The 23,865-nt window shown below is 41.9% G+C and carries 22 protein-coding genes and 1 pseudogene; 15 read left to right on the top strand and 8 right to left on the bottom strand.

Features of this window, described 5'->3' with window-relative positions; genetic code table 11:
- Positions 1–102: 102 nt before the first annotated feature.
- Together BUF11_RS09195 and BUF11_RS09200 are read left to right on the top strand one after the other, a co-directional pair.
- The gene (locus BUF11_RS09195) at positions 103–1,290 is read left to right on the top strand and encodes a sensor histidine kinase (protein WP_073588558.1); all 1,188 of its coding nucleotides are present in this window, start codon (positions 103–105) and stop codon (positions 1,288–1,290) included.
- Complete coding sequence (locus tag BUF11_RS09200) at positions 1,287–1,946, top strand: response regulator transcription factor (RefSeq protein ID WP_073588559.1); 660 nt, start codon at positions 1,287–1,289, stop codon at positions 1,944–1,946. Before BUF11_RS09195 ends, BUF11_RS09200 begins: the two co-directional genes overlap by 4 nt.
- 257 nt (positions 1,947–2,203) lie before the next feature.
- On the opposite strand, the gene BUF11_RS09215 is transcribed toward BUF11_RS09200, so the two are convergent.
- The gene (locus BUF11_RS09215; RefSeq protein ID WP_084558570.1) at positions 2,204–5,317 is read right to left on the bottom strand and encodes a discoidin domain-containing protein; all 3,114 of its coding nucleotides are present in this window, start codon (positions 5,315–5,317) and stop codon (positions 2,204–2,206) included.
- Between the two features lie 306 nt (positions 5,318–5,623).
- On the opposite strand from BUF11_RS09215, the gene pdaA reads away from it, so the two are divergent.
- Positions 5,624–6,400 (top strand): delta-lactam-biosynthetic de-N-acetylase, encoded by a 777-nt coding sequence (gene pdaA, locus BUF11_RS09220; RefSeq protein ID WP_073588804.1) that lies wholly within the window; start codon positions 5,624–5,626, stop codon positions 6,398–6,400.
- 320 nt (positions 6,401–6,720) lie between these two features.
- Entirely contained in the window at positions 6,721–7,557 is an 837-nt protein-coding gene (locus BUF11_RS09225) for a TerC/Alx family metal homeostasis membrane protein (protein ID WP_073588805.1), read from the top strand.
- 90 nt (positions 7,558–7,647) lie between these two features.
- On the opposite strand, the gene BUF11_RS09230 is transcribed toward BUF11_RS09225, so the two are convergent.
- The 3 genes from BUF11_RS09230 to BUF11_RS24325 form a co-directional block, all read right to left on the bottom strand.
- Positions 7,648–10,338, bottom strand: a complete 2,691-nt coding sequence (locus BUF11_RS09230; protein WP_073588560.1) for a cation-translocating P-type ATPase — start codon at positions 10,336–10,338, stop codon at positions 7,648–7,650.
- A 216-nt stretch (positions 10,339–10,554) separates the two neighbouring features.
- Positions 10,555–12,537 (bottom strand): endonuclease MutS2, encoded by a 1,983-nt coding sequence (locus BUF11_RS09235; protein WP_073588561.1) that lies wholly within the window; start codon positions 12,535–12,537, stop codon positions 10,555–10,557.
- 261 nt (positions 12,538–12,798) lie between these two features.
- The gene (locus BUF11_RS24325) at positions 12,799–12,936 is read right to left on the bottom strand and encodes a hypothetical protein (RefSeq protein WP_175562027.1); all 138 of its coding nucleotides are present in this window, start codon (positions 12,934–12,936) and stop codon (positions 12,799–12,801) included.
- 83 nt (positions 12,937–13,019) lie between these two features.
- Between BUF11_RS24325 and BUF11_RS09240 the strand changes: the two genes are divergently transcribed.
- From BUF11_RS09240 to BUF11_RS09270, 7 genes are all read left to right on the top strand, one after another.
- A complete protein-coding gene (locus BUF11_RS09240; protein WP_242952350.1) occupies positions 13,020–13,361 on the top strand; it encodes a spore coat associated protein CotJA in 342 nt (113 codons plus the stop codon).
- The gene (locus BUF11_RS09245) at positions 13,358–13,615 is read left to right on the top strand and encodes a spore coat protein CotJB (protein WP_073588562.1); all 258 of its coding nucleotides are present in this window, start codon (positions 13,358–13,360) and stop codon (positions 13,613–13,615) included. Before BUF11_RS09240 ends, BUF11_RS09245 begins: the two co-directional genes overlap by 4 nt.
- Positions 13,616–13,617: 2 nt before the next feature.
- Positions 13,618–14,214 (top strand): manganese catalase family protein, encoded by a 597-nt coding sequence (locus tag BUF11_RS09250; protein WP_073588563.1) that lies wholly within the window; start codon positions 13,618–13,620, stop codon positions 14,212–14,214.
- 304 nt (positions 14,215–14,518) lie between these two features.
- Complete coding sequence (locus tag BUF11_RS09255) at positions 14,519–14,896, top strand: zinc ribbon domain-containing protein (RefSeq protein ID WP_073588564.1); 378 nt, start codon at positions 14,519–14,521, stop codon at positions 14,894–14,896.
- 62 nt (positions 14,897–14,958) lie between these two features.
- Complete coding sequence (locus BUF11_RS09260; protein WP_242952351.1) at positions 14,959–15,510, top strand: NAD(+) diphosphatase; 552 nt, start codon at positions 14,959–14,961, stop codon at positions 15,508–15,510.
- A gap of 121 nt (positions 15,511–15,631) precedes the next feature.
- Positions 15,632–16,654, top strand: a complete 1,023-nt coding sequence (locus BUF11_RS09265; protein ID WP_073588808.1) for a S66 family peptidase — start codon at positions 15,632–15,634, stop codon at positions 16,652–16,654.
- A gap of 76 nt (positions 16,655–16,730) precedes the next feature.
- Positions 16,731–17,504, top strand: coding sequence for a nucleotidyltransferase domain-containing protein (locus tag BUF11_RS09270; protein ID WP_073588565.1), 774 nt, complete (start codon positions 16,731–16,733; stop codon positions 17,502–17,504).
- A gap of 77 nt (positions 17,505–17,581) precedes the next feature.
- Here BUF11_RS09270 and BUF11_RS09275 read toward each other — a convergent pair whose 3' ends face one another.
- Complete coding sequence (locus BUF11_RS09275; protein ID WP_073588566.1) at positions 17,582–18,301, bottom strand: lysophospholipid acyltransferase family protein; 720 nt, start codon at positions 18,299–18,301, stop codon at positions 17,582–17,584.
- Between the two features lie 42 nt (positions 18,302–18,343).
- The gene (gene rpoD / locus BUF11_RS09280; protein WP_073588567.1) at positions 18,344–19,459 is read right to left on the bottom strand and encodes an RNA polymerase sigma factor RpoD; all 1,116 of its coding nucleotides are present in this window, start codon (positions 19,457–19,459) and stop codon (positions 18,344–18,346) included.
- A gap of 389 nt (positions 19,460–19,848) precedes the next feature.
- Between rpoD and BUF11_RS09285 the strand changes: the two genes are divergently transcribed.
- The gene (locus BUF11_RS09285) at positions 19,849–20,193 is read left to right on the top strand and encodes a phenylpyruvate tautomerase MIF-related protein (protein ID WP_073588568.1); all 345 of its coding nucleotides are present in this window, start codon (positions 19,849–19,851) and stop codon (positions 20,191–20,193) included.
- A 47-nt stretch (positions 20,194–20,240) separates the two neighbouring features.
- Here BUF11_RS09285 and BUF11_RS09290 read toward each other — a convergent pair whose 3' ends face one another.
- Positions 20,241–20,816, bottom strand: coding sequence for an N-acetylmuramoyl-L-alanine amidase family protein (locus tag BUF11_RS09290; RefSeq protein WP_073588569.1), 576 nt, complete (start codon positions 20,814–20,816; stop codon positions 20,241–20,243).
- A gap of 202 nt (positions 20,817–21,018) precedes the next feature.
- Between BUF11_RS09290 and BUF11_RS09295 the strand changes: the two genes are divergently transcribed.
- From BUF11_RS09295 to BUF11_RS25135, 3 genes and pseudogenes are all read left to right on the top strand, one after another.
- On the top strand, positions 21,019–21,363 hold the full coding sequence (locus BUF11_RS09295) for a DUF134 domain-containing protein (RefSeq protein ID WP_073588809.1): 345 nt from the start codon (positions 21,019–21,021) through the stop codon (positions 21,361–21,363).
- Positions 21,356–22,192: pseudogene (locus tag BUF11_RS09300) on the top strand (P-loop NTPase); the annotation flags it as partial. The gene BUF11_RS09295 and the pseudogene BUF11_RS09300, both read left to right, overlap by 8 nt.
- Positions 22,193–22,198: 6 nt before the next feature.
- Positions 22,199–22,621 carry a NifB/NifX family molybdenum-iron cluster-binding protein gene (locus BUF11_RS25135; RefSeq protein WP_334293030.1) on the top strand — a complete coding sequence of 141 codons (423 nt, stop codon included), beginning with the start codon at positions 22,199–22,201 and terminating at the stop codon, positions 22,619–22,621.
- Here the strand turns inward: BUF11_RS25135 and BUF11_RS09305 are convergent.
- The gene (locus tag BUF11_RS09305) at positions 22,618–23,820 is read right to left on the bottom strand and encodes a DNA polymerase Y family protein (protein ID WP_139243359.1); all 1,203 of its coding nucleotides are present in this window, start codon (positions 23,818–23,820) and stop codon (positions 22,618–22,620) included. The genes BUF11_RS25135 and BUF11_RS09305 overlap by 4 nt on opposite strands.
- Positions 23,821–23,865: the final 45 nt, after the last annotated feature.

Genomic DNA, 23,865 nt, shown 5'->3' on the forward strand with positions numbered 1-23,865 from the left:
AAAATCTATTACTTTGGTAATATGTAGCTTCAGGCAATTACATGGTATAATAGTCTTAACAGGTAACATAAGCAAATCAGCTTATTGCAAAGGAGTAATCAGATGGACTTTTTATTATCCTTGGAAAAGAGAAATTACATCTTTAAAATCATTACAGCAATTATTACGGTTCTTTCCGTTATGCGTATCCTTAAGATTGATAGCCCCTTAAAGGTAGGAGTATTAATAGGGCTGCTTTTCCTGTTTACCGTCAATAATTATTGCCGGAGAAATTTCTTAAAAAAGAACCGGAATATATGCTTTTCCCTATCTTATGGACTAAGCGTTCTTGTCCTTGGATGTTTGAATTACGAAATTTTATTTACAGGAATATATATTTTTAATATTATTTTACTCATTGAAATTATCATTTTTAATGGTAAGCTAAACAAAAGGTTAATCGTCTTTTATTTTGTGGCTTATATGGTATCCTTTACTGCACTTGTGGATTTTAGCACATTGAAAAGTGCTTATAGTGATTTTATAGAGATATTTTTAAATCTTTTTATGCCATGTCTGGTATTGTTCTTATTCCGCAGCGTGATGGGAGAAAAGCTGAAATATGAAAAGCTGAATGAGGAATTAGAGGAAGCCAATATGACCTTAAAAACTTATGCAGATAAAATAGAGGAACTTACCAAAGCCAAGGAAAGGAACAGGATTGCCCAGGAACTGCATGACTCCATGGGGCATTCCCTGATGGCTCTTAATATGAGTCTGGAGTATGCGGAAAATGTGATTACCACGAAGCCGGAAAAAGCAATGGAAGTCATACACAAAACCAGAGATATGACGAAAGACTGCGTAAACGACTTAAGAAGAGTAGTAAGCCTGTTAAAGGATACTACTCATACCGAGCAGTTAAGACAAGCAATCAATGAGCTGTTCCATAATTTCAAGGAGAGCAGCAGTGTGAGATTTCGTCTTAATGTGGACGACTCCATAGAAGGAGAGCCTCCGGATATTAAAAGCTGTATTTATAAAATTATCAGAGAGGCAATAACCAATGGAATAAAGCATGGAAGGGCTACGCTATTTACGATAAATATCCTGGGGAAGGCGGATGCCATCAGCTTACGAGTAGAAAATAATGGGGCTGTGAACGAAAATATCATAAAATCAGACGGTATAGCAGGAATGGAAGAAAGAGTAAAGCTTCTGGGAGGAGGTATTCAATTTACCTCTGCCAGGGAAGGCGGCTTTGCTGTTGAAGCTGTTATACCCAGGCTGGAAAAGGAAGGGCTTTTATGATTAATGTTATAATTGCAGATGACCAGGAGAGTGTCAGGGAAGGTTTAAAGATGATTTTAAGCATGGGAGATGAAATTGAGATTATTGGAGAGGCCACAAATGGGAGGGACCTTCTTGATAAACTTGCCATATTATTGCCTGAAGTTATCCTGATGGATATCAGAATGCCGGTGATGGATGGGATTGAGGCCACCAGGATGGTTAAGGAAATGTACCCCCACATAAAGATCATTATTCTTACAACCTTTTATGAGGACAGCTATATTTTTGAGGTGTTAAAAAATGGGGCAGACGGATATATCTTAAAGGATTCCAGTTCGGCGGAAATTATCCGCTCCATAATAGCTGTCTGTGAGGGAAATGTTCTTCTAAATCCCAAGGTCGCCGCAAAGGTAGTAAAAGCCCTGGACTCTGTGAAAGACAGCCAAAGCATATCGGTCATAAAGAGAGAAGAGGAGAAGATTCTAAGTCTTTTAACCCAAAGAGAATTGGAAGTAGCAGAGCACATTCTAAAAGGGAAAAGCAATAAGGTGATTAGTGAGGATATGTTCGTAACAGAAGGCACCGTTAAGAACTATGTATCAAGGATTCTGGAAAAGCTTGAGCTGAACAGCAGGGCAGAGCTTATGCTGTACCTGCAGAAAGTGCGCCGTTAAGCACTTATTTATAAAAAGGGGTGCTGTAATGTATAAGCCTATCGTTTGATCAAAGCGAAAACCATACAAATATGATAGAAAATAAGAAAAATCGGCCTATTGGTTTAAATAAACCGGAGCATTTACTTGGTATTGCAGCGGAATTGGCAAAAGATAAAAAGATTTCAACATGGCACCGGAGGCCGCTCTTAGAGAATCAACTAAGAACAGCCTCCGTTTTTCTGCTTTAAATCAGTGGATAACCGGCCGATGTGATATTAATTCGCGGCAGTCCCCATTACCTGGAATTCCCACAGGGAATAGCCGTAAGGCAAGGCTCTTTCGATTCCTTTAAACTTCACATACCTTGCAGTAACCGGAGTGAGGTTATAGGTTTCTACTTCGCCGGTACCATTAGCCTGGTTTAACAGGCTGGTGAAATTTACTCCATCGGAAGATACTAAAATCTCATACTTTTTACCGTAAGCTGCCTCCCAGTTTAATATCAGCTGGCTTATCCGGCAGCTGTTTCCAAGGTCAAGAACAAACCAGGCATCATCGGCAAAGTTGGAAGACCATCTGGTGGCAGTGTTATTATCTGTCAGGTAGGAAGCGGGAAAAGTATCATTTTCCGAACCGGAACAAAGGACGGATTTATTTATGGCAACATTGGAGGCGGTAGAAGAACCTCCGTCTGTCCCCTGTGTCACTCCGTGAATATAGGTAAACCACTGGGTATCAAGAGCTCCTCCGCCCGGATTATAGGTAAAGAAATACTTTATGGTATCGCCATAGACAAGGTTATTAAGCGGATAGGTGAAATTGCCTTTGCCATCCGGTGCCATGGCTATATTTATCTGCCCTCCGTTATTAAGGATATAATGCAGGTCGGCAAAGGCTGCGCCATTGACATAGAACAGCACATTATCCCCGGTTTTCTTAAGACCCTTAACGGCATCTCCTATAGTAACTACAACAGGCGGCGGATTCGTTACAGTTACCGAACAGGAGGCATGGTAGCCGCCATCCTCTGTGGTGGCAGTAATAACAGCGCTTCCCGGAGCTACTGCCGTGACATTACCGCCTGAAACTGTTGCAACAGAAGTATTACTGGAGGACCAGGCAACAGCCTTGTTGGCAGCATTGGAAGGAGTAACCGTCGGGGTAAGGCCCAGGGTATCCCCGGGGAGGAGAGCAGCACTGCTCTTATCAAGGGAGATTCCGGTTACAGCAACGGTTCCCGGGGTCCCGCCGCCGGATTCTTTATAGACACGTACATAATCTACCTGCATAGTAGCAGGGATATCCCCGGCACCAGGTGTCAGTCCGCCGTCAAAGGTACCGCCTATTGCCAGATTCATGATAACATAAAAAGGCTGGTCAAAGGGAGCATTTTTATTGTCCGGAGCACCGGCAGAATACCACTGTTCCTTTGTGACCTTTAAGAAGCACTTACCGTCTACATACCATTTGAAATTGTCATTTTCCCATACGACGCTGTATACATGGTAGTCATTGTTAAAGGTCTGACCGCTTGGAAATGCATATTCGCCGCTGATATAACGGTCAGCAGGCCATTGGCCTCCAAAATGCAGAGCACCGCTGGTAATGCCGGAAAGTCTTCCCTTCGCTTCCATAACATCTACCTCACCGGAGGCCGCCCAGGTTCCGTAACGGTCTTCTAAAGGAAGCATCCAAAGGGCAGGCCAGATACCGTTCCCGGTAGGAAGCTTGGCTCTGAAATCAATTCTTCCCTCATGGAAGGAGAAGCTATTTTTTGTGGTGATTTTACCGGAAGAATAGGTGGCATACCGGGCAGGGTCCTGGGGGAAGGATTTGGGTTCATTATAAGCGGTAATATTTAATTTACCGTCTGATAGATAGATGTTTTTTGTACTGTCGGTATAATACTCCAGTTCATTATTTCCCCAGCCCCAGCTATTGGGATCATCGCTCATATAATAGCCGGTATTATAGCTCCATTTACTTGTATTTAAGGAAGAACCGCCAAATTCATCCTGCCAGATAAGGTTCAGGCCGTTAATAGATGGGTTGTCCGGTGTTCCAATCTCAATATTACCAAGGTCTGATACATCGGGACGGGGTGCATCCGGATTACCGATAAAAGTATAATAAATATAGTTGCTGCCGACAGAACCGCCCTTTTGCCCGTTTAGGGGGTAGCCGATACGAAGTTCCATATCAGTCTGAATTGGCTGGAACCACAGCCCATAGATATGGTCGGCGAAATAACCCCACTGGTTGGCATCGGATAAGCTGTTATAGCCGTTTGCCTGGTAGCGGAAGCCGCTTTGGCTGTAATCACCAAGTTCTGCCCAGTTTCCGTTTATCTTAATTTCATAAACGAAGTTATCAAGTTCAGATTTAACCGGAGCACCGCCGTCTATCTTCGGCAGGGGAACACCGATGGCACCCGTCTCACCGGCGGTATACCGGGTGGTATCGAAAGCAGTAAGCTGGTAGGTGTTTCTTACAGGTGTGTTGTAGTTTATGGTATAGATAAAAGAAGCGCCGGAAGTGGCGGAAACAAGCTTCACATTGATGGATTCGCTTACGATAAACCAGTAACCGCCTCCACCGTCGGTAAATTGTCCGAAATTGCTGTCATAAATCCAGCCGCTGGCGGCATTGTTATCGATACTTATCCATTCACTGCTGTTAACTGGCTTTACAAAGAGTCTTAAATCCTCTGCAACTGCAGCATAGGGAATAGAAGCATTCCCGTTAAAGACAGGATAAGTAAAGCCGGAACCTCCGGTTGTATCAGCGGTGATGACAGGCCCTTGGGTAGGTGCCATAGAGGTGATAGTGGTCTTTGGTATGCTGGTAAATTCTAAAGTATAGTCCAGTGTAACACCGGTTGAGCGGGAAGCGAGCTGGAGGTAGGTGGTTTTAGATATAGTAAACCAATAGCCGTAAAAGCCGCCGTCATTCCAGTTTCCCCAGTTCTGGTTGTAAACAAAATCGGTACTGTCGATATCAACCCAGCTTCCGTTTACCTTGACATTGACCTTTAAGTCAGAGGCTACATCCTGCCAGGTGGCAGCACCGCCGTTAAATACCGGCATCACAAAGCCATAGCTGGCCTGTCCCACACCGGAGTGAGAGATAACCGGACCGTCGGATGCCGAAAAGTACGCCATGGATGTAATTACCGTCGCTGCTGCCTGAACTCTCCCCGAAGTTCCCAGTGCCGGCAAATACGACCCTATGGCAATCATTGTTACCGTTAAAATGAAACTTAATAGCTTTTGTTTTAAACCCCTGTGCTTCCTTTGAAATTGATACATAAAATTACCCATGCCCTTTCCTGTACCTGCAAACTTTGGGCCGCAGGCACAAAGTTGCGTGTGAAATGTTTCTAATTTCACACTATACCCTCCTTATTAACGTTGCCGGTTAATAGTTTCCACAGAGTAAAAAAAGTGCGGGCTTTTTTATAATGCCTGCACTTAGTTGCTCTGTTACCATTATTATACAGTAATAAATTTACAAATTAAAGCATGAAGTTTAAAAACAGTGTTTAAAAACTATTTTTATTTGAAATTTTTTAGGAAAGATACAGAAAGGACAATGCATGGAGGAATCATAGGCTAATCCGTAAAATATATTGTATAAAAAGGGTAAGGGAGTTTATTTTGAATAACATACCATATAAAAAATGTATTATCATTGCGATGCTTTTCATTTGTGCCTATTTCTTGGGCGGAGGTGTCGCCATGCTGGTACAGGCTTACGGCAAGGATAGTGTGAAAGAAGAAGCTAACTGGGGACTTGGTTTTTCCACAGAAGGGCAGCCGCCAAAAGCCAATGCCACAGCGGATGAGATGAAAAAATACGATGCTTATTATATAGGAGATACAAGTAAAAAGGTCATTTACCTGACCTTTGATGCAGGATATGAAAATGGAAATATGCCGCCTATTCTGGATGCATTGAAAAAGCATAACGTTCATGCTACCTTTTTTGTAGTCGGTAATTTTATTAAGACCAGTCCGGATTTACTTAAGCGGATAGTGGCAGAAGGGCATCAGGTGGGAAACCATACATACAACCATCCCAATATGTCCAGCATTTCCTCTAAGGAAGCCTTCCAGAAAGAATTGGGAGATCTGGAGAAGAGTTATGAGGAGGTTACCGGACAAAAGCTGACGAAGTACTATAGGGCGCCGCAGGGAAAGTACAGCATTCCCAATCTTGAAATGGCAAAGGAATTAGGCTATAAGACATTCTTTTGGAGTCTTGCCTACGTAGACTGGTATCAGGATAAACAGCCGACAAAAGAGCAGGCATTTAAAAAGCTTCTTGGCAGAATCCATCCGGGGGCAATCGTTTTGCTTCACAGCACTTCAAAGACCAATGCAGAAATATTAGACGAACTTCTAACGAAATGGGAAGAGATGGGATACACCTTTGGTACCCTGGATGAACTGGTAAATGAAAGCAGCAAGTAGCGGAACTTGACAGGGACTTTTATCCCATGTTATACTAGAGTCCATTAAGAGGGAGTAGCTTACAAGATATAAAGTCAACAACCGGCACATACTGATTGCCTGGCTTTATGCTCCGTAACCGGATAGCAAGACTTTTAATATTTTCTGACAATGCCAGTTAATATTAAAAGTCTTTTTTTAACCCCTCATTAAAGGAGGAATTAAATAGAGGACAGACGCATATTTTCTTAGAGAAGTGCAACAGAAAGGCTGTGCATATGATTGTAAAGGAAAATCAACTACAGCAGATGAATAACAAAAAAACCGAGGAGGATATTTCATTGTCAACAAAAAAAGCACTATCATGGGTATTATTTTGGGTCGGATTAGCGCTATGCTTTAACATGGGCATCTATATATTTGCAGGAAAAGAAAAAGCGTTGGAATTCTTGGGAGGTTATGTAATTGAGCAGTCTCTTAGCGTAGACAACCTCTTTTTGTTCCTTATGGTCTTTTCCAGCTTCGGCATCAAGGCCAATTATCAAAGGCGTGTACTGAATTATGGAATTTTAGGTGCCATTATCCTAAGGCTGATATTCATACTGCTGGGAGTTACAATTGTAGATAAATTCGAATGGGTTCTTTATATCTTTGGTGCGATATTAATTGTCAGCGGTATAAAGATGATGCTAAAACAAGAGGAAAATACGAACTTTAAGGAAAGTGGAATTATCAAAATATTGGGTAAAATCATACCTGTTACTAACGAGCTGGAAGGGGACAGGTTTTTTGTAAGAAAAGGTAAAGTTCTTTATGCCACCCCCTTATTTGCCATAATAATATTGATAGAATTCACTGATATCCTATTTGCGATAGATTCCATACCGGCTGTTTTTTCCATATCAACAGACCCTTTTATCGTATACACTTCCAATATTTTTGCAATATTAGGACTGCGAAGTATGTATTTTGTTCTAAGCAAGGTTCAGGAGCGGTTCCAGTATGTAAAATATGGTGTTGCCCTCATTCTTACCTTTACCGGATTTAAGTTGGTTTCATTGCTGTTTGATCTACATATATCCGTAGAACTGTCACTGTTTGTAATCTTTGCAATTTTGTTATTAAGTGTAATCCTATCGGTCGTTTTTACAAAGAAGGACGATGTGAAGGTTAATTAAAAAAATCCCTGAAAGAATCAATGAAAGATTTCTTTCAGGGATTTTTTATGCTCTTTTCCAACCCGAAGGAGGTCGGAGAAATGGACAAATTTATGCGGCGGTTGGTCTTTTTGTAAGACTGACAAAAAATTTAATCAGCTCATTGACTGTTAAAGGTACCAGTGAGAACAGAATAACAAGTCCCCAATCTTTTAAGCTGATGTTATGAACTCCGAAAGCATCTGCTAAGAATGGTACGGAGATTACAACTTCCTGTAATAAAAGTCCGATGATAATAGAAGCAATAAGAAACTTGTTTTTAAACAGACCAATCTTAAAGATGGACTTATCATGGCTTCTCATAGAGAGGGAGTAAAAGAGCTGGGAAGCTGCTAATACTACGAAAGCCATAGTTCTGGCATAAATTAAAGCGGTGTTGTAATCAGAGGACTTTGTAACCTCTTTTGCCAGATTTGTAAAGATATTAAAGCCATGTTCATACATTCCAAAGAAGAAGGCAGTTAAGGTCAGAAGTCCGATTAAGAAACCGCCGATTACCGCACGGGCACCGGAGCCTTCTGCAAAAAAGCTCTGCTTTGGATCTCTTGGCTTGAGCTTCATAACATCCTTATCGCCGGGGTCAATACCAAGGGCGATAGCAGGCAGGGAATCTGTAATCAGGTTAATCCATAAAAGCTGGGTAGCTGCTAATGGTACCGGCCAGAAAAACAGGATGGAGAAAAGAATGGAAATTACCTCACCCAAGTTACAGGAAAGAAGGAAGATAACCGATTTCTTAATATTGTTATAGATATTTCTTCCTTCTTCAATAGCATTAACGATGGTTGAAAAATTATCATCAGTGAGAATCATATCGCTGGCACCCTTTGCAACATCCGTTCCCGTAATACCCATGGCAACACCAATGTCTGCATATTTAAGGGAAGGTGCATCATTTACGCCGTCTCCGGTCATAGATACGATATTTCCATGGGCCTTAAATGCCCTTACAATCTTAACCTTATGTTCGGGAGAAACTCTCGCAAATACTCTGTAGTGATTAATCTTTTCAGAAAATTCCTCATCGGACATTTCATCAATTTCAGCACCTGTAAGGCTCTGGCTGATAGAATCGGCAATACCAAGTTCCTTTGCGATAGCAACTGCTGTATTCTTATGGTCGCCGGTTATCATAATCGGTGTAATACCGGCAGCCTTTGCTTCCTGTATGGAATCCTTTACCTCAAGTCTTGGCGGGTCGATCATACCCACAATTCCGACGATCGTCAGTTCTTTTTCCATCTCTTTGGCATCAATCACAGATTCCGAATCCTTATAGGCTACACCTAAGACTCTTAGAGCAGAATCCGACATCTCTTCCGTTACCTTTAGGATGCGTTTCCTGATTTCGTCTGTCAGGGGAACAACCTTGCCGTCCTGCAGGATAGTCGTAGATATGCGGAGCAGATTGTCAATAGCACCTTTTGTATGGACACGGTAAGTACCGTTTTCTTCATTCAGGGTAGACATCAGCTTTCTGTCAGAATCAAAGGGTTTTTCTCCAACACGCTTGTGGGCATTGTTCAGGAAGTTCCTGGTAAGGTTAAAACGCTCACCCATTACTACAAGTGCGATTTCTGTAGGATCTCCGGTACCGGCGCCATTCTCATAGGTGGCATCGGAGCAAAGGACAAAGGATCTTATCAGTTCTTTTTCGTCGGAGGAAGGAGTCAGGGTATCCTTTCCGGCAGGGATATCTCTTAAATTATTAAGAGTGTAGGTTTTAACCACTGTCATCTTGTTCTGGGTCAGGGTACCTGTCTTATCAGAGCAGATAATATTGACAGAACCTAAAGTTTCAACAGCAGGAAGTTTCTTTACAATAGCATTAATCTTTGACATTCTGGTAACGCCAAGGGCCAGTACAATGGCAACAATAGCGGCAAGGCCTTCCGGAATGGCAGCAACGGCGAGGCTGATAGCTGTTAAGAACATCTCAAATAAATCACGCTTTTGTATAAGGGCTATGACAAATATCAGAACGCAGATGCCGATTGCCAGATAGCCGAGGGTTTTACCAAGTTCTTCAAGGCGTCTTTGCAAGGGGGTTAATTCATCGTTGTCCTCATCCAGAATCTTTGCAATCTTACCGATTTCCGTATCCATTGCCGTAGCAGTTACAACACCTTCACCACGTCCGTAAGTCACGAGAGTGGACATAAATGCCATATTGGCTTTATCACCGATAGGCGTTTTGGGGTCCTCCAAAAGTATTAAAGAATCCTTGCTGGAAGGAACGGATTCACCGGTCAGGGCGGATTCCTCAATCTGAAGGTTGGCACTTTCAATCAGCCTGATATCAGCAGGTATAAACCGGCCGGCATCAAGAATAATAATGTCACCGGGTACCACCTCTTCGGAGTTGATTTCTTTTACTTCACCGTCGCGGCGGACTAAGGATTTGGGTGTAGTCATCTTTTGCAGGGCTTCCACTGCTTTTTCTGCCTTGGATTCCTGAATTACGCCGATTACTGCATTCAGGATAACCACTAAAAGAATAATAATGGCGTCTGCATATTCCTTGATGAATATTGTAATGACAGCAGCCCCTAAAAGTACATAAATAAGCATATCCTTTAATTGGGACATAAACAGTGATAACAGGCTTTTCTTGGGCTTTCCCTTTAATTTGTTGGGCCCGTACTTTTCCAACCTGCTTTTAGCTTCCGCAGAGCTAAGCCCCTGGGATGGGTCTACATTAAGCTCTTTTAAAGCTTCTTTCGTAGGTTTTGAAAACCACATAAAAACACCTCTCTTATAATTTTTATCCGGCAGATTTATTCGGGTAATGGACATAAACCAGCAGATTTTAATGGTTTGGAACTAGTTTTTTCTATTCTGTAGAAGAATATACTTTGAACTATAATTGTACTATGTAATTGTCCCATAGTACAATTAAAATTTGATTAAAATTGCTAATTTTCCAAAAAAATGGTGCAATGTGGTGAAAATGGAAGGTCAGGGCTTAATGGAAGGATAATTTATTTCAAGACCCGGCTGGTGTCCTTTTCCCATCTTGTGCCGGGCTTTCCGGTTGGTAACCGTGTCAAAGATAATAGAGAAATCATAATCCGGAGGATATAGCTCCAGGGCCGGAGATATTAGCTTTAGGCGCTTGTGGTTTACGAATTCCTTTTTCTTTTGAAGCTGGACACCGATAAGTCCTTTCTCATCTGCAACTTGAAATACAATTCCAATTTTTTTCTGGGGATAGACCATAACACTGTCCCCTATGGTATATTTGGAGGCTGCGTTGCTTTTCTTCTGGACAGGGTCCTTTTTCCCGGCCTCAATCTTTGGAAAGACGGAAGAGGCAGAATAGGAAGGGGTACTGTCAGCCAAAGGTTCCTTCATAGAAGCGGTATCAGAAACAGGTGATAATCCGCCATAAGTCTGATGGGAGGACTCATAAGAATTCCGGCGGTAAGCTTCCTTATAGGCTCTTGCCAACATGCCTTCCGCCATTCCTAAACGTTTTGCAATATAGAGGGCACAGCTTTCGCCGGCTTCTCCGATTTCCAAATGGTAGAGGGGTTTTAGGCTTTCCTTGTCAAAGGCCATTCTGGCATTTATAAGCCCTTTCGTCTTTGCTGCATATTCCTTTACCTCGGGGTAATGGGTGGTAGCAACAAAGAGACAGTTCTTCCGGCGAAGCTCCTCTAAAATAGCAATGGCAATTCCCATGCCTTCAGCCGGATCAGTGCCGGAGCCAAGTTCATCTAAGAGTACCAGGCTTTCCTCATTGGAACTCTTTAAAATCTCAATAATATTTGTAATGTGGGAAGAGAAGGTGGAGAGATTCTCTGTGATGCTCTGACCGTCTCCGATGTCACAAAAAATCCCGTTGTTCATGGCTAATTCAGCCTCTATGCAGGGAACATGGAGGCCGCATTGTGCCATGAGGGAAAGAAGTCCGACAGTTTTTACGGCTACTGTCTTGCCGCCGGTATTAGGGCCGGTGACAATAACTCCCTGTATGCCTTCTCCCAGTCTGAAATCAAGGGGAACACATTCTTTGGCATTTAAAAGAGGATGCCGCCCCCCGGTAATGGATATCCTTCGCTCATGGTTCATATGAGGTGCCGCTCCCTGCATATCCACACTTAGCTTTGCCTTGGCAAAGAGAATATCAAGTGTTTCCATAGCCTGCATATTCAGATAAATATCCGAAGAAGCCTCTGCTATCATTCCTGTCAGCAGGTACAGGATTCGTCTGACTTCATTTTCCTCTCCGATTTTAAGAAGAGAGAGTTCTTCCTCCAGCTTTAATACCGTATTAGGAACGATAAAGCAGGTGGAACCGGTGGAAGAGATGTCTTGGGTAGAGCCGCTTATCTGATTCTTGTATTCTTTCTTTACAGGGAGGACATAATGCCCGTTCCTTGAGGAAACATAACTTTCCGAGAACCATTCCTTCTTGCTCCTTAACAGATTCTCCAGCTTATTTCGAATCTCTGTCTGGAGCTGTTCCATGCTTCTTCTTATCCCTTTCAGTTCCCTGGAAGCCTCATTTTCCACCTGATTTCCACGAAGGCAGCGGTTGATTTCTTCGGTCAGGGAAGTAAGGTCTGCAAAGGAGTTGCCATAATAGGCAATGTCCGTCTGTAAAAATTCAGCCTTTAGAAGGTATGATTTTAAGCGCTTTGTGGCAGTAAGAAACTGGGCAACAGAAAGCAGCTGTTCCGGTAACAGCATACTTCCTATGGAGGCCAGTTCCAGATATTTATCCATGTCCTTCATAGAGGGAAGCGGCGGCGTTCCAAGAGCTGTTAAGATAGCCTTAGCTTCGGTGGTTTCCTTTATTTTAAGATTAACCTCAGATAATGAGAGCAGAGGGGAGAGCATCATGAGTTTAGCTTTGGCATTATCTGATACTGCTCTTTCACATAGCATGGTTCTTATGGTATCAAATTCTAAAGTATGGTAAGTTTTATTAAACATTGTTCTAATCCTTTCTGTTTTTAAGAGTAAAATAATAAAAGTACCCACAGGAAATAAACAGAAAACTCCCTGTGGGTACAAAAATAAGCATAGCGGTATATACCTGCTACGCCTGCCTCTATATTGTGATGGCAGATTGAGTATTTTCTGTAGTCTTAAGGAAAGCACATAGCAAAAGTATGCAGCAAATAAAGTTTATTAAAATAAATAAACTTCTGTCACATCCCGATAATACTTTACCTTATTCGGTTAGGTTAATTCTTAGAAACCTCTCTTACAGATAATACCGACATCAAAACCATCCTTTCTTAATTCTTTTATAATGGTGTCATCATACCACAGAACCCTGATTTTGTAAAGGGGAATCACCGTGTCCAGGGTAAATTCATGATCTTGCAATCTATGCAAATTTCCCCTGTATTATGTCACCAACATCATCTGATTTCATAAGATAATATATATCTTATAAAGGAGTTTACCAGATGGATAACTACAGACGTCCGATGTACCCCCAGAATAGCAGAAATATGGGCTATAATCAGAATCAGCAATGCGGCTGTGGTGTTACACCGGTTTTAGAAGCTGTAAAAAGCGGATGTGATATAAAAAACGGATGTGATACGAAAAGCGGATGTGATACTCTAAGCAGCATTGATAAGTGTCTTGACAAATTGCCGTTGGCAATGTCTTATGTTCCGATGCAGAAATGGAGAAATATTTACGATACAGGGGCTGCAATGAAAGCAGGAACTATATTTCAGGAATTGGATTTGCCTTTCTTAGGAGCAGGTAATATGTGCAGAGGAAGGGGTGGCAGATCATGACGAATAAAAGCAGAGATCAGTTAATGTGCATTATTAATGAAGCCAGCCTGGCTGTTCATGACACCGTCCTGTTCCTTGATACCCATCCTTGTGACAAAGAAGCAATGGAATATTACCAGATGTATAGGCAAATTAGAAATGAAGCCATGGAGGAATATAGGGATTGTTACGGCCCGTTATCAGCTTATGATGTAGCTCCCTCCAATATGTGGACGTGGATCAATGACCCCTGGCCTTGGGAAGGAGAGTGCTGATTATGTGGGTATATGAAAAAAGACTGCAATTTCCTATTAATATTAAGACACCAAATGCCGCTGCTGCTAAAATCATTATGACACAGTTCGGCGGTCCTGACGGAGAACTCGGTGCCTCGCAGCGTTACCTCGCACAAAGATTTGCTATGCCTTATAATGAAGTAAAAGGCATTTTAACAGATATCGGAACGGAAGAGTTGGCTCATGTTGAAATGATTTGTACCATTGTACGTCAGCTGACAAGAAATCTTAGCATTGACGAAATCAAAGCTTCCGGATTTGACACCTATTTTGTAGACCATACGGTAGGCCTTTGGCCGCAGTCAGCAGGCGGAGTTCCTTTTAGCTCCACTACGTTCCAGTCAAAAGGCGACCCGATTACAGATCTCCATGAAGATATGGCAGCTGAGCAGAAGGCAAGAACCACCTATGACAATATCCTCCGCCTGGTTAATGATCCTGATATTATCGCCCCTATCCGTTTCTTAAGAGAAAGAGAAATCGTTCACTTCCAGAGATTCGGTGAATCCATGAGGATAGTTCAGGATAATCTGGATTCCAAGAATTTCTATGCATTTAACCCTGCTTTTGATAAATAATAGGATAAAGTATATGGTCTGTTGAAAACAATATTGAATAATGGAAGAAATCCCATGGTTTCCTCTAATGTGCTGTTTGCAGGCGGTGCGAAAGGGAAAACAGGGGATTCTTCTGTGCCGGTAATCGAAAGGGTATATTAGCTTTCTATTAGAGTGTTCTGTAAGATTTGTACCGGTTTGATTAAAAAGCGATTAACATACTTGCATTTATTGCAAATTATGATACTATTGACATATACTAATGGAGACAGACAATACAGCATATATAGTATAAAGATAAAATACCATATAAGGAGGTAATACAATGGATTTTTTTGAAAAAGTTGGCGGTACCATAACAGGAAAGAGTAAGGAACTGGCGAAAAAGGCAAAGGAAGTTGCTGACGCAGCTAAGTTAAGCAGCCAGATAAGCAGTGAAAAGGATAAGATAAATAAAAACTATATTGAGATTGGCCGTGCTTACTACAATGCCCATTTGCATGAAGAAAATTATGACTACGAAGGGCTTTGCGGAGAGATAACAGTTTCCATGGACAAAATCACAGAGCTGAAAAAAGATATCCAGACCTTAAAAGGAACCAAATGCTGTGAAAGCTGTGGGGCAGAGCTTCCAAAGGATGCTGCTTACTGCTTGAGCTGCGGAACCAAAGTGGAAGAGGAAGTAGAAGAGGAAGACCTTTAATAAGGAATAGAAAAAAGCTGTTTCCGGTCAGGGAACAGCTTTTATAATTGGCGAGGTGGAAAATGGCTGGACTTCTTATGAATTATTGTGCGGAATGCGGGACCAGGCTGGAACTTAAGAAATGCAAGGAAGAAGGGCTTGTTCCTTATTGTAAAAGCTGTGAAGCCTTCCGTTTTCCGGTATTTAATACTGCAATCAGTACTGTACTTATAAACAGGGATAAGAATAAGGTCTTGTTAATCCAGCAGTACGGGAAAACAGACAATATTCTTGTGGCGGGTTATATTAACAAAGGTGAATCTGCAGAGCATGCATTGGCCAGAGAAGTAATGGAAGAGATGGGAATGACGGTTGCTGCTTATCGGTTTATGAAAAGTGAATATTATCCGGGTTCCAATACCCTGATATTTAATTATATAAGTATGGCAGATTCGGAAGATTTAAGCAAGATGACCGAGGAAGTGGACAGGGCAGGCTGGTATTCTTTTGAGGAAGGGAAACGAATCATTAAGCCAGGCAGCCTGGCAGAAAGATTTTATCATTATTTTCTGGAAAGCACGGATAGTGGAAAGGACATTTCCCTGATTGCGGCAGGTCAGACAGGGATTATCTGACGGAAAACCCCTTATGCTAACAAATAGAAGAAAATAGTTTAAATATGAGGTGCATTTTCAAACGCAATTTTGTACCTGGGGCCCGAAGTTTGCAGGTACAGGAAAGAGCATGGTTATTTCTATGAAAGATTTGATAATACCAAAGAAGCTTAAAAAAGGAGATAAAGTTGCCCTGATAAGCCTGTCGTCAGGAATTGCAGGGGATGCGGATGTTTTATGGAGATATGAACAGGGAAAAGCCCGCCTTAAGGAGGTCTTTGGGCTGGAAGCTGTGGAAATGGAGCATACCCTCTCCGGAACAGAATATATCTGCAATCATCCCGAAGAGAGGGCAAAGGACCTATTAAACGCTTTCAGAGATCCCTCTATTAAAGGTATCATCTCCTGTATTGGCGGGATAGAAAGTATTCGTATGCTGCCTTATCTGGACTTATCCGTAATAAGAGAGAATCCGAAAGTTTTTCTTGGATATTCCGATACCACCACTTCCCATTTGATTTGCTATAAGGCTGGAATATCCAGTATATATGGGCCTTGCCTGCTGGTGGACTTTGCGGAAAATGTAAAGATGCATCCCTATACGGCAGAATATCTTAAAAGGGCATTATTTGATGAAGAACCCATGGGCGAAATCAAACCGGCACCTGAGTGGACCAGTGAATATCTTCCGTGGGAGCTGGGAAACAAATATCAGGAAAGAAAATATAGCCCTAATAAAGGCTATGAAGTGCTTCAGGGAACAAAAAATGTAAGAGGAAGACTTCTTGGCGGCTGCCTTGAGGTATTTGATATGCTTCGTGGAACGGAGCTGTTCCCCTCCATAGAGGAATTTGAAGATACCATCCTGTTCTTTGAGACCTCCGAGGAGATGCCTCCTGTCTGGTATGTTGAATGTGCTCTAAGAATGTATGGAATGATGGGGATTTTCGAAAGGACAAACGGAATCCTTTGGGCAAAGCCTTATGGAGAAAAATACTATGAAGAGTACAAAGAGGTTATTAAAAGAGTGCTAAAGGAATTTGGGAAAGAAAGCCTTCCCGTTCTATATAATGTTAATTTCGGACATACAGAGCCCAAAATAGCGATACCCTATGGTACAGAAGCGGTTATTAATTGTAAGGAAGGAACCCTTACGTTCTTATAATAAAATCAGCCTCTGCCGCAATGCATGGTTGCTGCTATTATGAATAAACACCTAAAAATGAGTTGAGGAACGGATTATGAGAACATATGATGCAATTGAAAAAGTCAGTCAGGTAATCATAAAAGATGGTATATGCGAAGCAATTTTAGTAAAAGGTTCAATAGGACGCGGGGATGATGATGAATTCTCGGATGTTGATATGTACATAGTCGTTACGAATGAAAATAGGGAATCATTTCTGGAAAGACGGTTGGAATATTTGGGAAATTATCTGCCTCTTATCTATGCCGAACAAGTGAACTTTGTTGCAGAGCAAATTGTTGCTATATATAATAATGGCCTGCACTTTGATTTGTATACAGTAACAGCAGATACCATGCCGCATACGGATAAAGCTAAAATTATATATGACCCTTCCGGTAAATTTGCAGATTATGCTGCAGAGCTTAAAACAGTAACGAAAGAGGAGCTGGCGGACTGTTTCAATGATTCCCTGTATAATTTTGTAGAGGCTGACGGAGCTTACCGCCGCATGAATTATCCGTGGGCTTCAAGGATCATGGACAATTCCATTGCAGAAAGCGCCAAATTATTAAGGTATCTATATGATAAGGACTACGCTTATCTGGGGCTGAAAAAGATAAATGAGGTTATTCCGGAGGAACAATTCATTTGGCTGACTGAAGCATCTGCCAATTTAAACAAAGAAGGGTTCTCAAAGGCAAATGGTTACATCATTAAAATATTGGAATTTGTAATTGGAAATATGGAGGATGATGTAAAATGCCTGTTTAATCTCAAATTCTTTGAATGGATGAAAGTCAATCTAAATACTACCTTGTTCACATAATGAACTAGAGGAATTAACACAAATAAAAAGAAGCTTCAGCCCAGTTAGGCTAAAGCTTCTCCTATTGTAAATGAAAGTTATGCATTCATTTCTGCTTCCGCTATCTTAAGCCTGATAGCTTCTTCTACATAGCGGGCAATATCATTGGATTTCATACCTTTATAATCTTCATAATATAAGGGTTTTAAATAGTGTATCTGAACGTCGACCTTCTTAATAGAACTGGTATCAAACACCTTGTAGGAATTAAGGATTGCAAGGGGAACAATAGGAGACTTGGCATTCATAGCACATTTAAAGCTGCCGCCTTTAAATTCCTGTATCTGGTTTCCCATTTTTGAACGTGTGCCTTCCGGGAAAATCAGATAATTTCTTCCCTGCTTTACCTCTGCCGTAACCTCATTTAATACCGTCAGGGATTGACGTACATCCTCTCTTACAATGAATTTTGAACCAAGGAGAGTGAATACATCCCGAAGAAAAGGAATATTCTTAATTTCGATTTTGGATATGGTAGCAAAGGGCTTTTCATGGGTCTCAAGAAGCAGCAGTGCATCAAAGAGCCCCTGATGGTTTCCGTATAATACATAGCCGTTTTCCTTTGGCAGGTTCTCGGTTCCTGTACAGGTTATACGTATTCCGCCTCTTTTATTGACTATCCTGGTTAAATGGCTAAGGAAGCTGTATCGGGTCTTCTCATCATATTTTTCCGGATGCTTTTTATATTTGTTTAAGAGAATCAGCCATAAGGGAAGCTGGAACACACTTTTTAGTGCCATTAATAGGATTCTTTTCATAGTGCTTATATCAACCTCCTGCTATGGGGATAAATGCTTGCCTTACATAATGTCATAGCCTTTTAACATGCGCGCTCTGCTGGGGTGTCTTAATTTTCTTAACGCTTTTGCCTCTATCTGACGGATACGTTCACGGGTAACATTAAATTCTTTTCCAACTTCCTCTAAGGTTCTGGTTCTTCCGTCTTTTAAGCCGAAACGGAGAATCAGGACTCTTTGCTCTCTCTCGGTCAGAGTTTCAAGGAGCTTTGATATCTGGTCCTGCAGTACAGAATAGGAAGCGGCATCCTCCGGTCCCATAATAGAGTCATCTTTAATAAAATCACCTAAGTGGCTGTCATCCTCTTCGCCGATTGGTGTATCAAGAGAGATGGGGTCAGCGGATACTTTTAAGATTTCCCTGACTTTTTCAATGGGAAGCTTCATGGCATCGGCAATTTCCTGTTCGCTGGGTTCTCTTCCCAGACTTTGCAGCAAGCTTCTGGATACACGGTATGTCTTGTTTATAACCTCAGACATATGTACCGGAATACGTATGGTTCTGGACTGGTCGGCAATGGATCTGGTAATTGCCTGGCGAATCCACCAGGTAGCATAGGTACTGAATTTATAACCCTTACTGTAATCGAATTTATCAACGGCCTTGATCAGACCTAAATTGCCCTCTTGAATCAAATCAAGAAAGGAAAGTCCGCGGCCTACATAACGCTTTGCAATACTTACAACGAGTCTAAGATTGGATTCTGCCAGAATCTGCTTGGCATGGGCATCTCCCTCTTCGATCTTCTTGGCAAGCTCTATTTCCTCAGCAATGGAAAGCAAAGGATAGCTTCCGATTTCCTTTAAGTACAGCTTAACCGGGTCGTCTGACATACTGCCAATCGTGGACAAGTCATCAATGTCCAGCAAGGCAGCCTCATCGCTGTCTTCCAGGTCTAAAATAACTTCATCATCCGGTTCGTCTTCTTCTATTGGATTCAAGATGACAATATTATGCGCCTCAAGATATTCATATATTTTATCGATTTGCCTTACTTCAAGGTTCATCTCTTTAAAAAAATCATTAACTTTCCCCACATCTACTACACCTTTGTTATCATTGGCATAGGATAGCAGTTCTTTAAGTCTTTCTTCAAAATTATGTGTTGCTTCGCTCATCATATTCCTCCATGGGTCTCATTAAATTAGCACCATACGATAAAAAGAAACCCTTTACAAAATTAAGTGCCCCAAGTCTAGTATGATTATTCAAGGGACATTTCATGCAAAAATATTTAGTAAATAAGTTTCATGGGACAAAATTACCACCAAATATCATTATAGCACAGGCTGTCCGATAAGAAAAGATTAAATTTATCTCGAAAGCCGAAATAACGCGAAAAATGTACATCAAAGCCTATTGTCTTTAGAATAAAATATGTGCCAAGCTGTGAAAATATCCATTAAATTAAAAGAACAATGGTCTTGACAAATTGAGGGATTTTCTTCTATTCTAAGAATGTTCCATTATCTATTGTATAGAATTTAAGTGAAGGAGGTTTCATATTATGCCCTATATCAGCACAAAAACTAATATTGCCATCCCAAAAGAAAAAGAAATAAAAATAAAAGAAAGATTAGGGAAGGCTATCAGTATCTTGCCCGGTAAAAGTGAGAACTGGCTTATGTTATCCTTTGAAGGTGATTCAAGTCTTTATTTTCAGGGAAAATCCGATAAGCCCATTGCTTTTGTAGAAGTTAAGCTTTTTGGAAAGTCCGGCGGCGAAGCCTATGACAAGCTCACTTCCGAGATTTCTAAAATCTTAAAAGAGGAGCTTTCCATTGACCCAGGCCAAATATATGTAAAATATGAAGAAGTAAGTTATTGGGGTTTTAACGGAAGTAATTTTTAAGCGGAAAGGGGTTGTCAGATGGTTTTGCAACAACCCCTGTGTATTGCTTATTCATTCGGCTCAAAACCGAAATAATTTAATAATCCCTGATAGATTGCATAGGCAAAATCATATTGTCTGTTCGCCAGTTTTTGAGAATCCTCATAATTGGTAATGTAAGCAAGCTCAACCAGAACCGCCGGCATATTCGTCCTTCTTAATACGTAGAGGGAAGGATTGATGCGCACTCCGTTGTTGAAGGTTCCAAGCCTGTCAACAATGGCTAGAAGGATACGTTCGGCCAGGTAATAGGATTGGCTGTAATTTTCGTAAACATAACATTCTGTTCCGTTTAATGCCGGGTTGTCACTTGCGTTGCAGTGTATGCTTAGGAAATAATCTGCCGGCCAGGTATTGGCAAGGCGTACACGTTCTGCGAGGCTGGTGGTGTTACTGAAGCCCAAAACCTGCTCCGGACTGGTCCGGGAGGTACGTGCCTCAAAGCGGGGATCTGCATTTAATATATTTGCCAGATAGATGCCTACCTGATAGGTAATATCCTGTTCTCTTAAACCAAAGCCTTCCGCGCCTGCGTTGATTCCCTGGGGATTATGCCCCTGATCTATAAAAATTCGTATTGCCAAGATAATACTCCTTTTCATTCTATTATTACATCATATTCAGGTATTGATTATTTGCTACTGCAGTAAGGAATAATTTTCTGCAAGGGTCAGCTAAGACCTTGACAGAAAATGCACAAAGAGTATAATGTGACATGTGCATATGCACGCTATACGCAAAGCGGCTGATATAATAAAAGCACATGTCAGCGGAAAGGAGCTTTCTTTGCCAGGAAATGAAAAATGCAGATTTATCTGTGCAGAATATAAACATAGAACCTTGAATCCGGCAGCGGAGGAAAAGGGTTATACCGAAATACAGATTGATGAGCTGGAAGCCTTGAGGTTATGTGACTTTGAGGGAATGGACCAGGAGATGGCAGCCCATAGCATGAATATTTCCAGAGGAACCCTCCAGCGTATTTTGTATGCGGCAAGACATAAGGTTGCAGAAGCCCTCTTAGAGGGCAGAGGCATCACAATAGCCGGAGGAAACTATCAGGTTTCACCGGGCTGCAGATGCAGTATGAGATGTAAAAAATGTAGAAAAGAGGTTACGGAAAATGAGTGAAACATATGAAACACAAAGCAGCTGCGGGGATAGTTGTTCCAGCTGCCAGGCTTCCTGTTCTTCCAGAAGTAAGGAAAAGGATGATTTCAGAGAGCCATTAAACCCTTACAGTAAGGTTAAAAAGGTAATTGGTATCGTCAGCGGAAAAGGAGGGGTTGGAAAGTCCTTTGTAACCTCCTATTTGAGTGTGCTGTTAAACAGGGAAGGCTTTCATACAGCTATTCTGGATGCTGATATCACAGGACCTTCCATTCCAAAAGCATTTGGCATACACAGTAAGGCACAGGGAAATGAACTTGGTATATTCCCCGCCATCAGTAAAAAGGGCGTAAAAATAATGTCAGTCAATTTGCTCCTGGAAACAGAAGATACACCGGTAATCTGGAGAGGCCCCGTTATTGCCGGAACAGTAAAGCAGTTTTGGTCAGATGTTTTATGGGATGATGTGGACTACATGTTTGTGGATATGCCTCCGGGAACCGGGGATGTGCCCCTGACAGTATTCCAATCCCTGCCTGTTGACGGAGTAATTATAGTGACATCTCCCCAGGAACTGGTATCCATGATCGTATCAAAGGCTGTAAACATGGCGGAAGCTATGAATATTCCTATCCTGGGCATTGTGGAGAATTACAGCTATCTGGAATGCGGTAACTGCGGCGAGAAAATAAGTGTTTTTGGAACCAGCCATGTAGAAGAAACCGCAGAAAAGTATCATCTTCCTGTTTTGGGCAGGATACCCATTCATCCTTCTATTGCAGAGGCAGTTGACAAGGAACAGATTGAAGAGCTTAATGGTCCCTGGCTTTTCGATGCAGCAGATGCCTTAAAGGCGATGTTAGGGGAGAAAAAAGGAGAAAGTAAAAAGAGCTTTCTTCGCATTGCAATCCCGACAGACGGTAATAATAACGTATTCGGCCATTTTGGAAAGGCAGCAGAATTCACCCTTTATGAAATCAAAGATAATGAGTTAGTTGGTAAAGCAATCCTTTCTGCCGCAGGTGAAGGGCATGGTAAGACCGTTGAAATGATGAAGAGGGAAAAAATCAATGTGGTGATTTGCGGCGGAATTGGCATGGAAGCGATGGAAGGGCTTATGACAGGCGGTATTCTGGTTATTCCCGGTACGTCAGGAGATGCTGATGTGGCGGCAGCCGCTTATTTGGACGGCAGCTTGCAGGAGAATGGCGGTAAAGCAACCTGTGTCTGTCAGGACGGAGAGCATGAGCATAAAGAGGGAAGCTGTGATTGCCATTAATTCTTAGGCTTAAGTAAAGCTGCCCGTTTAATGGAATCAGTTCCATATTTTTCCCTTATGCTGTCAAGTGCCTGGTCAAGCTTTTCCTTCTTTTCATCTTCTTTCATTGAGAAGAGGGAGAGCTGGGTATATTCTTTCTTTTCCTCAAGCTTTCCGGCTCTGACTCCAAGAAGTCTTAAGGGGGCACCTTTCCAGGATTCCTTTAGGAGCTTACAGGCAGTTTGGAAGATAGCATCGGTGGTATTGGTGGGGAGAAAAAGAGTTTCCTGGTGGGTCTGGTTATTAAAGTCACAATCCCGCATTTCTACCGTTATACAGGCAGCCTTTACATTTTCCTTTCGAAGCCTTGCTCCAACGCTTTCACTTAAGAGCAGAAGTATTTGTCTGGCGTTGTTAAAGTCCGTGATATCCTGGGACAGAGTAAGACTGTTGCCGATACATTTGGCGGCAGCGGGACAGACTTCCACAGGGCTTGTATCAATACCGCGGGAGTAGGCATATATAAGTTCACCGTGCTTTTTACCAAGGTGGGCTTTGAGAAGGTCGGGAGCCGTAGCAGCAATGTCTCCGATGGTGCGAAGCCCTAAGTTTTTTAAGATTCTGGCAGAGGAACGTCCTACAAAGAAAAGTTCCTCCAGAGGAAGAGGCCACATCTTCTTGCTTATTTCGGAAGGAAATAAGGTGTGTATTTTATCCGGCTTTTCAAAGTCGGAAGCCATTTTTGCCAGAAGCTTATTCGAGGAAATACCGATATTTACAGTGAAATTAAGCTCGTTTCGTACTCTGGCGGCAATTGTCATTGCAGTCTCAAGGGGAGTTAAGCCATAAGGAAGGGCACTTGTCATATCAAGAAAAGCTTCATCAATGGAAAAGGGTTCAATGGCAGGAGTATATTGGTATAGAAGTTCCTGCAGGGATTTCGAATATTCCTCATACAAACCATGATTTGGCGGAACAAGGTACAAAGAAGGACATTTTTTAAGGGCATTTACAACCGGTTCCCCGGTATTAATGCCATAGGCTTTCGCAGGATGGGACTTTGCAAGGATTACACCATGCCGGGTCTTAAGTTCTCCGCCCACAGCAGAAGGGATTGCCCTTAGATCAGCGGCATTTTTGTCCCTGCTAAGCCTATGGACGGCTTCCCAGCTAAGAAAAGCAGAATTGACATCAATGTGAAATATTAATCTGTCCTTCATAATGGCCTCTTTCCTGAATGGCTGATGATAGAAGTTACGGCTTTA

This window comes from Anaerocolumna xylanovorans DSM 12503, from assembly GCF_900143645.1.
Lineage (GTDB): Bacteria > Bacillota > Clostridia > Lachnospirales > Lachnospiraceae > Anaerocolumna > Anaerocolumna xylanovorans.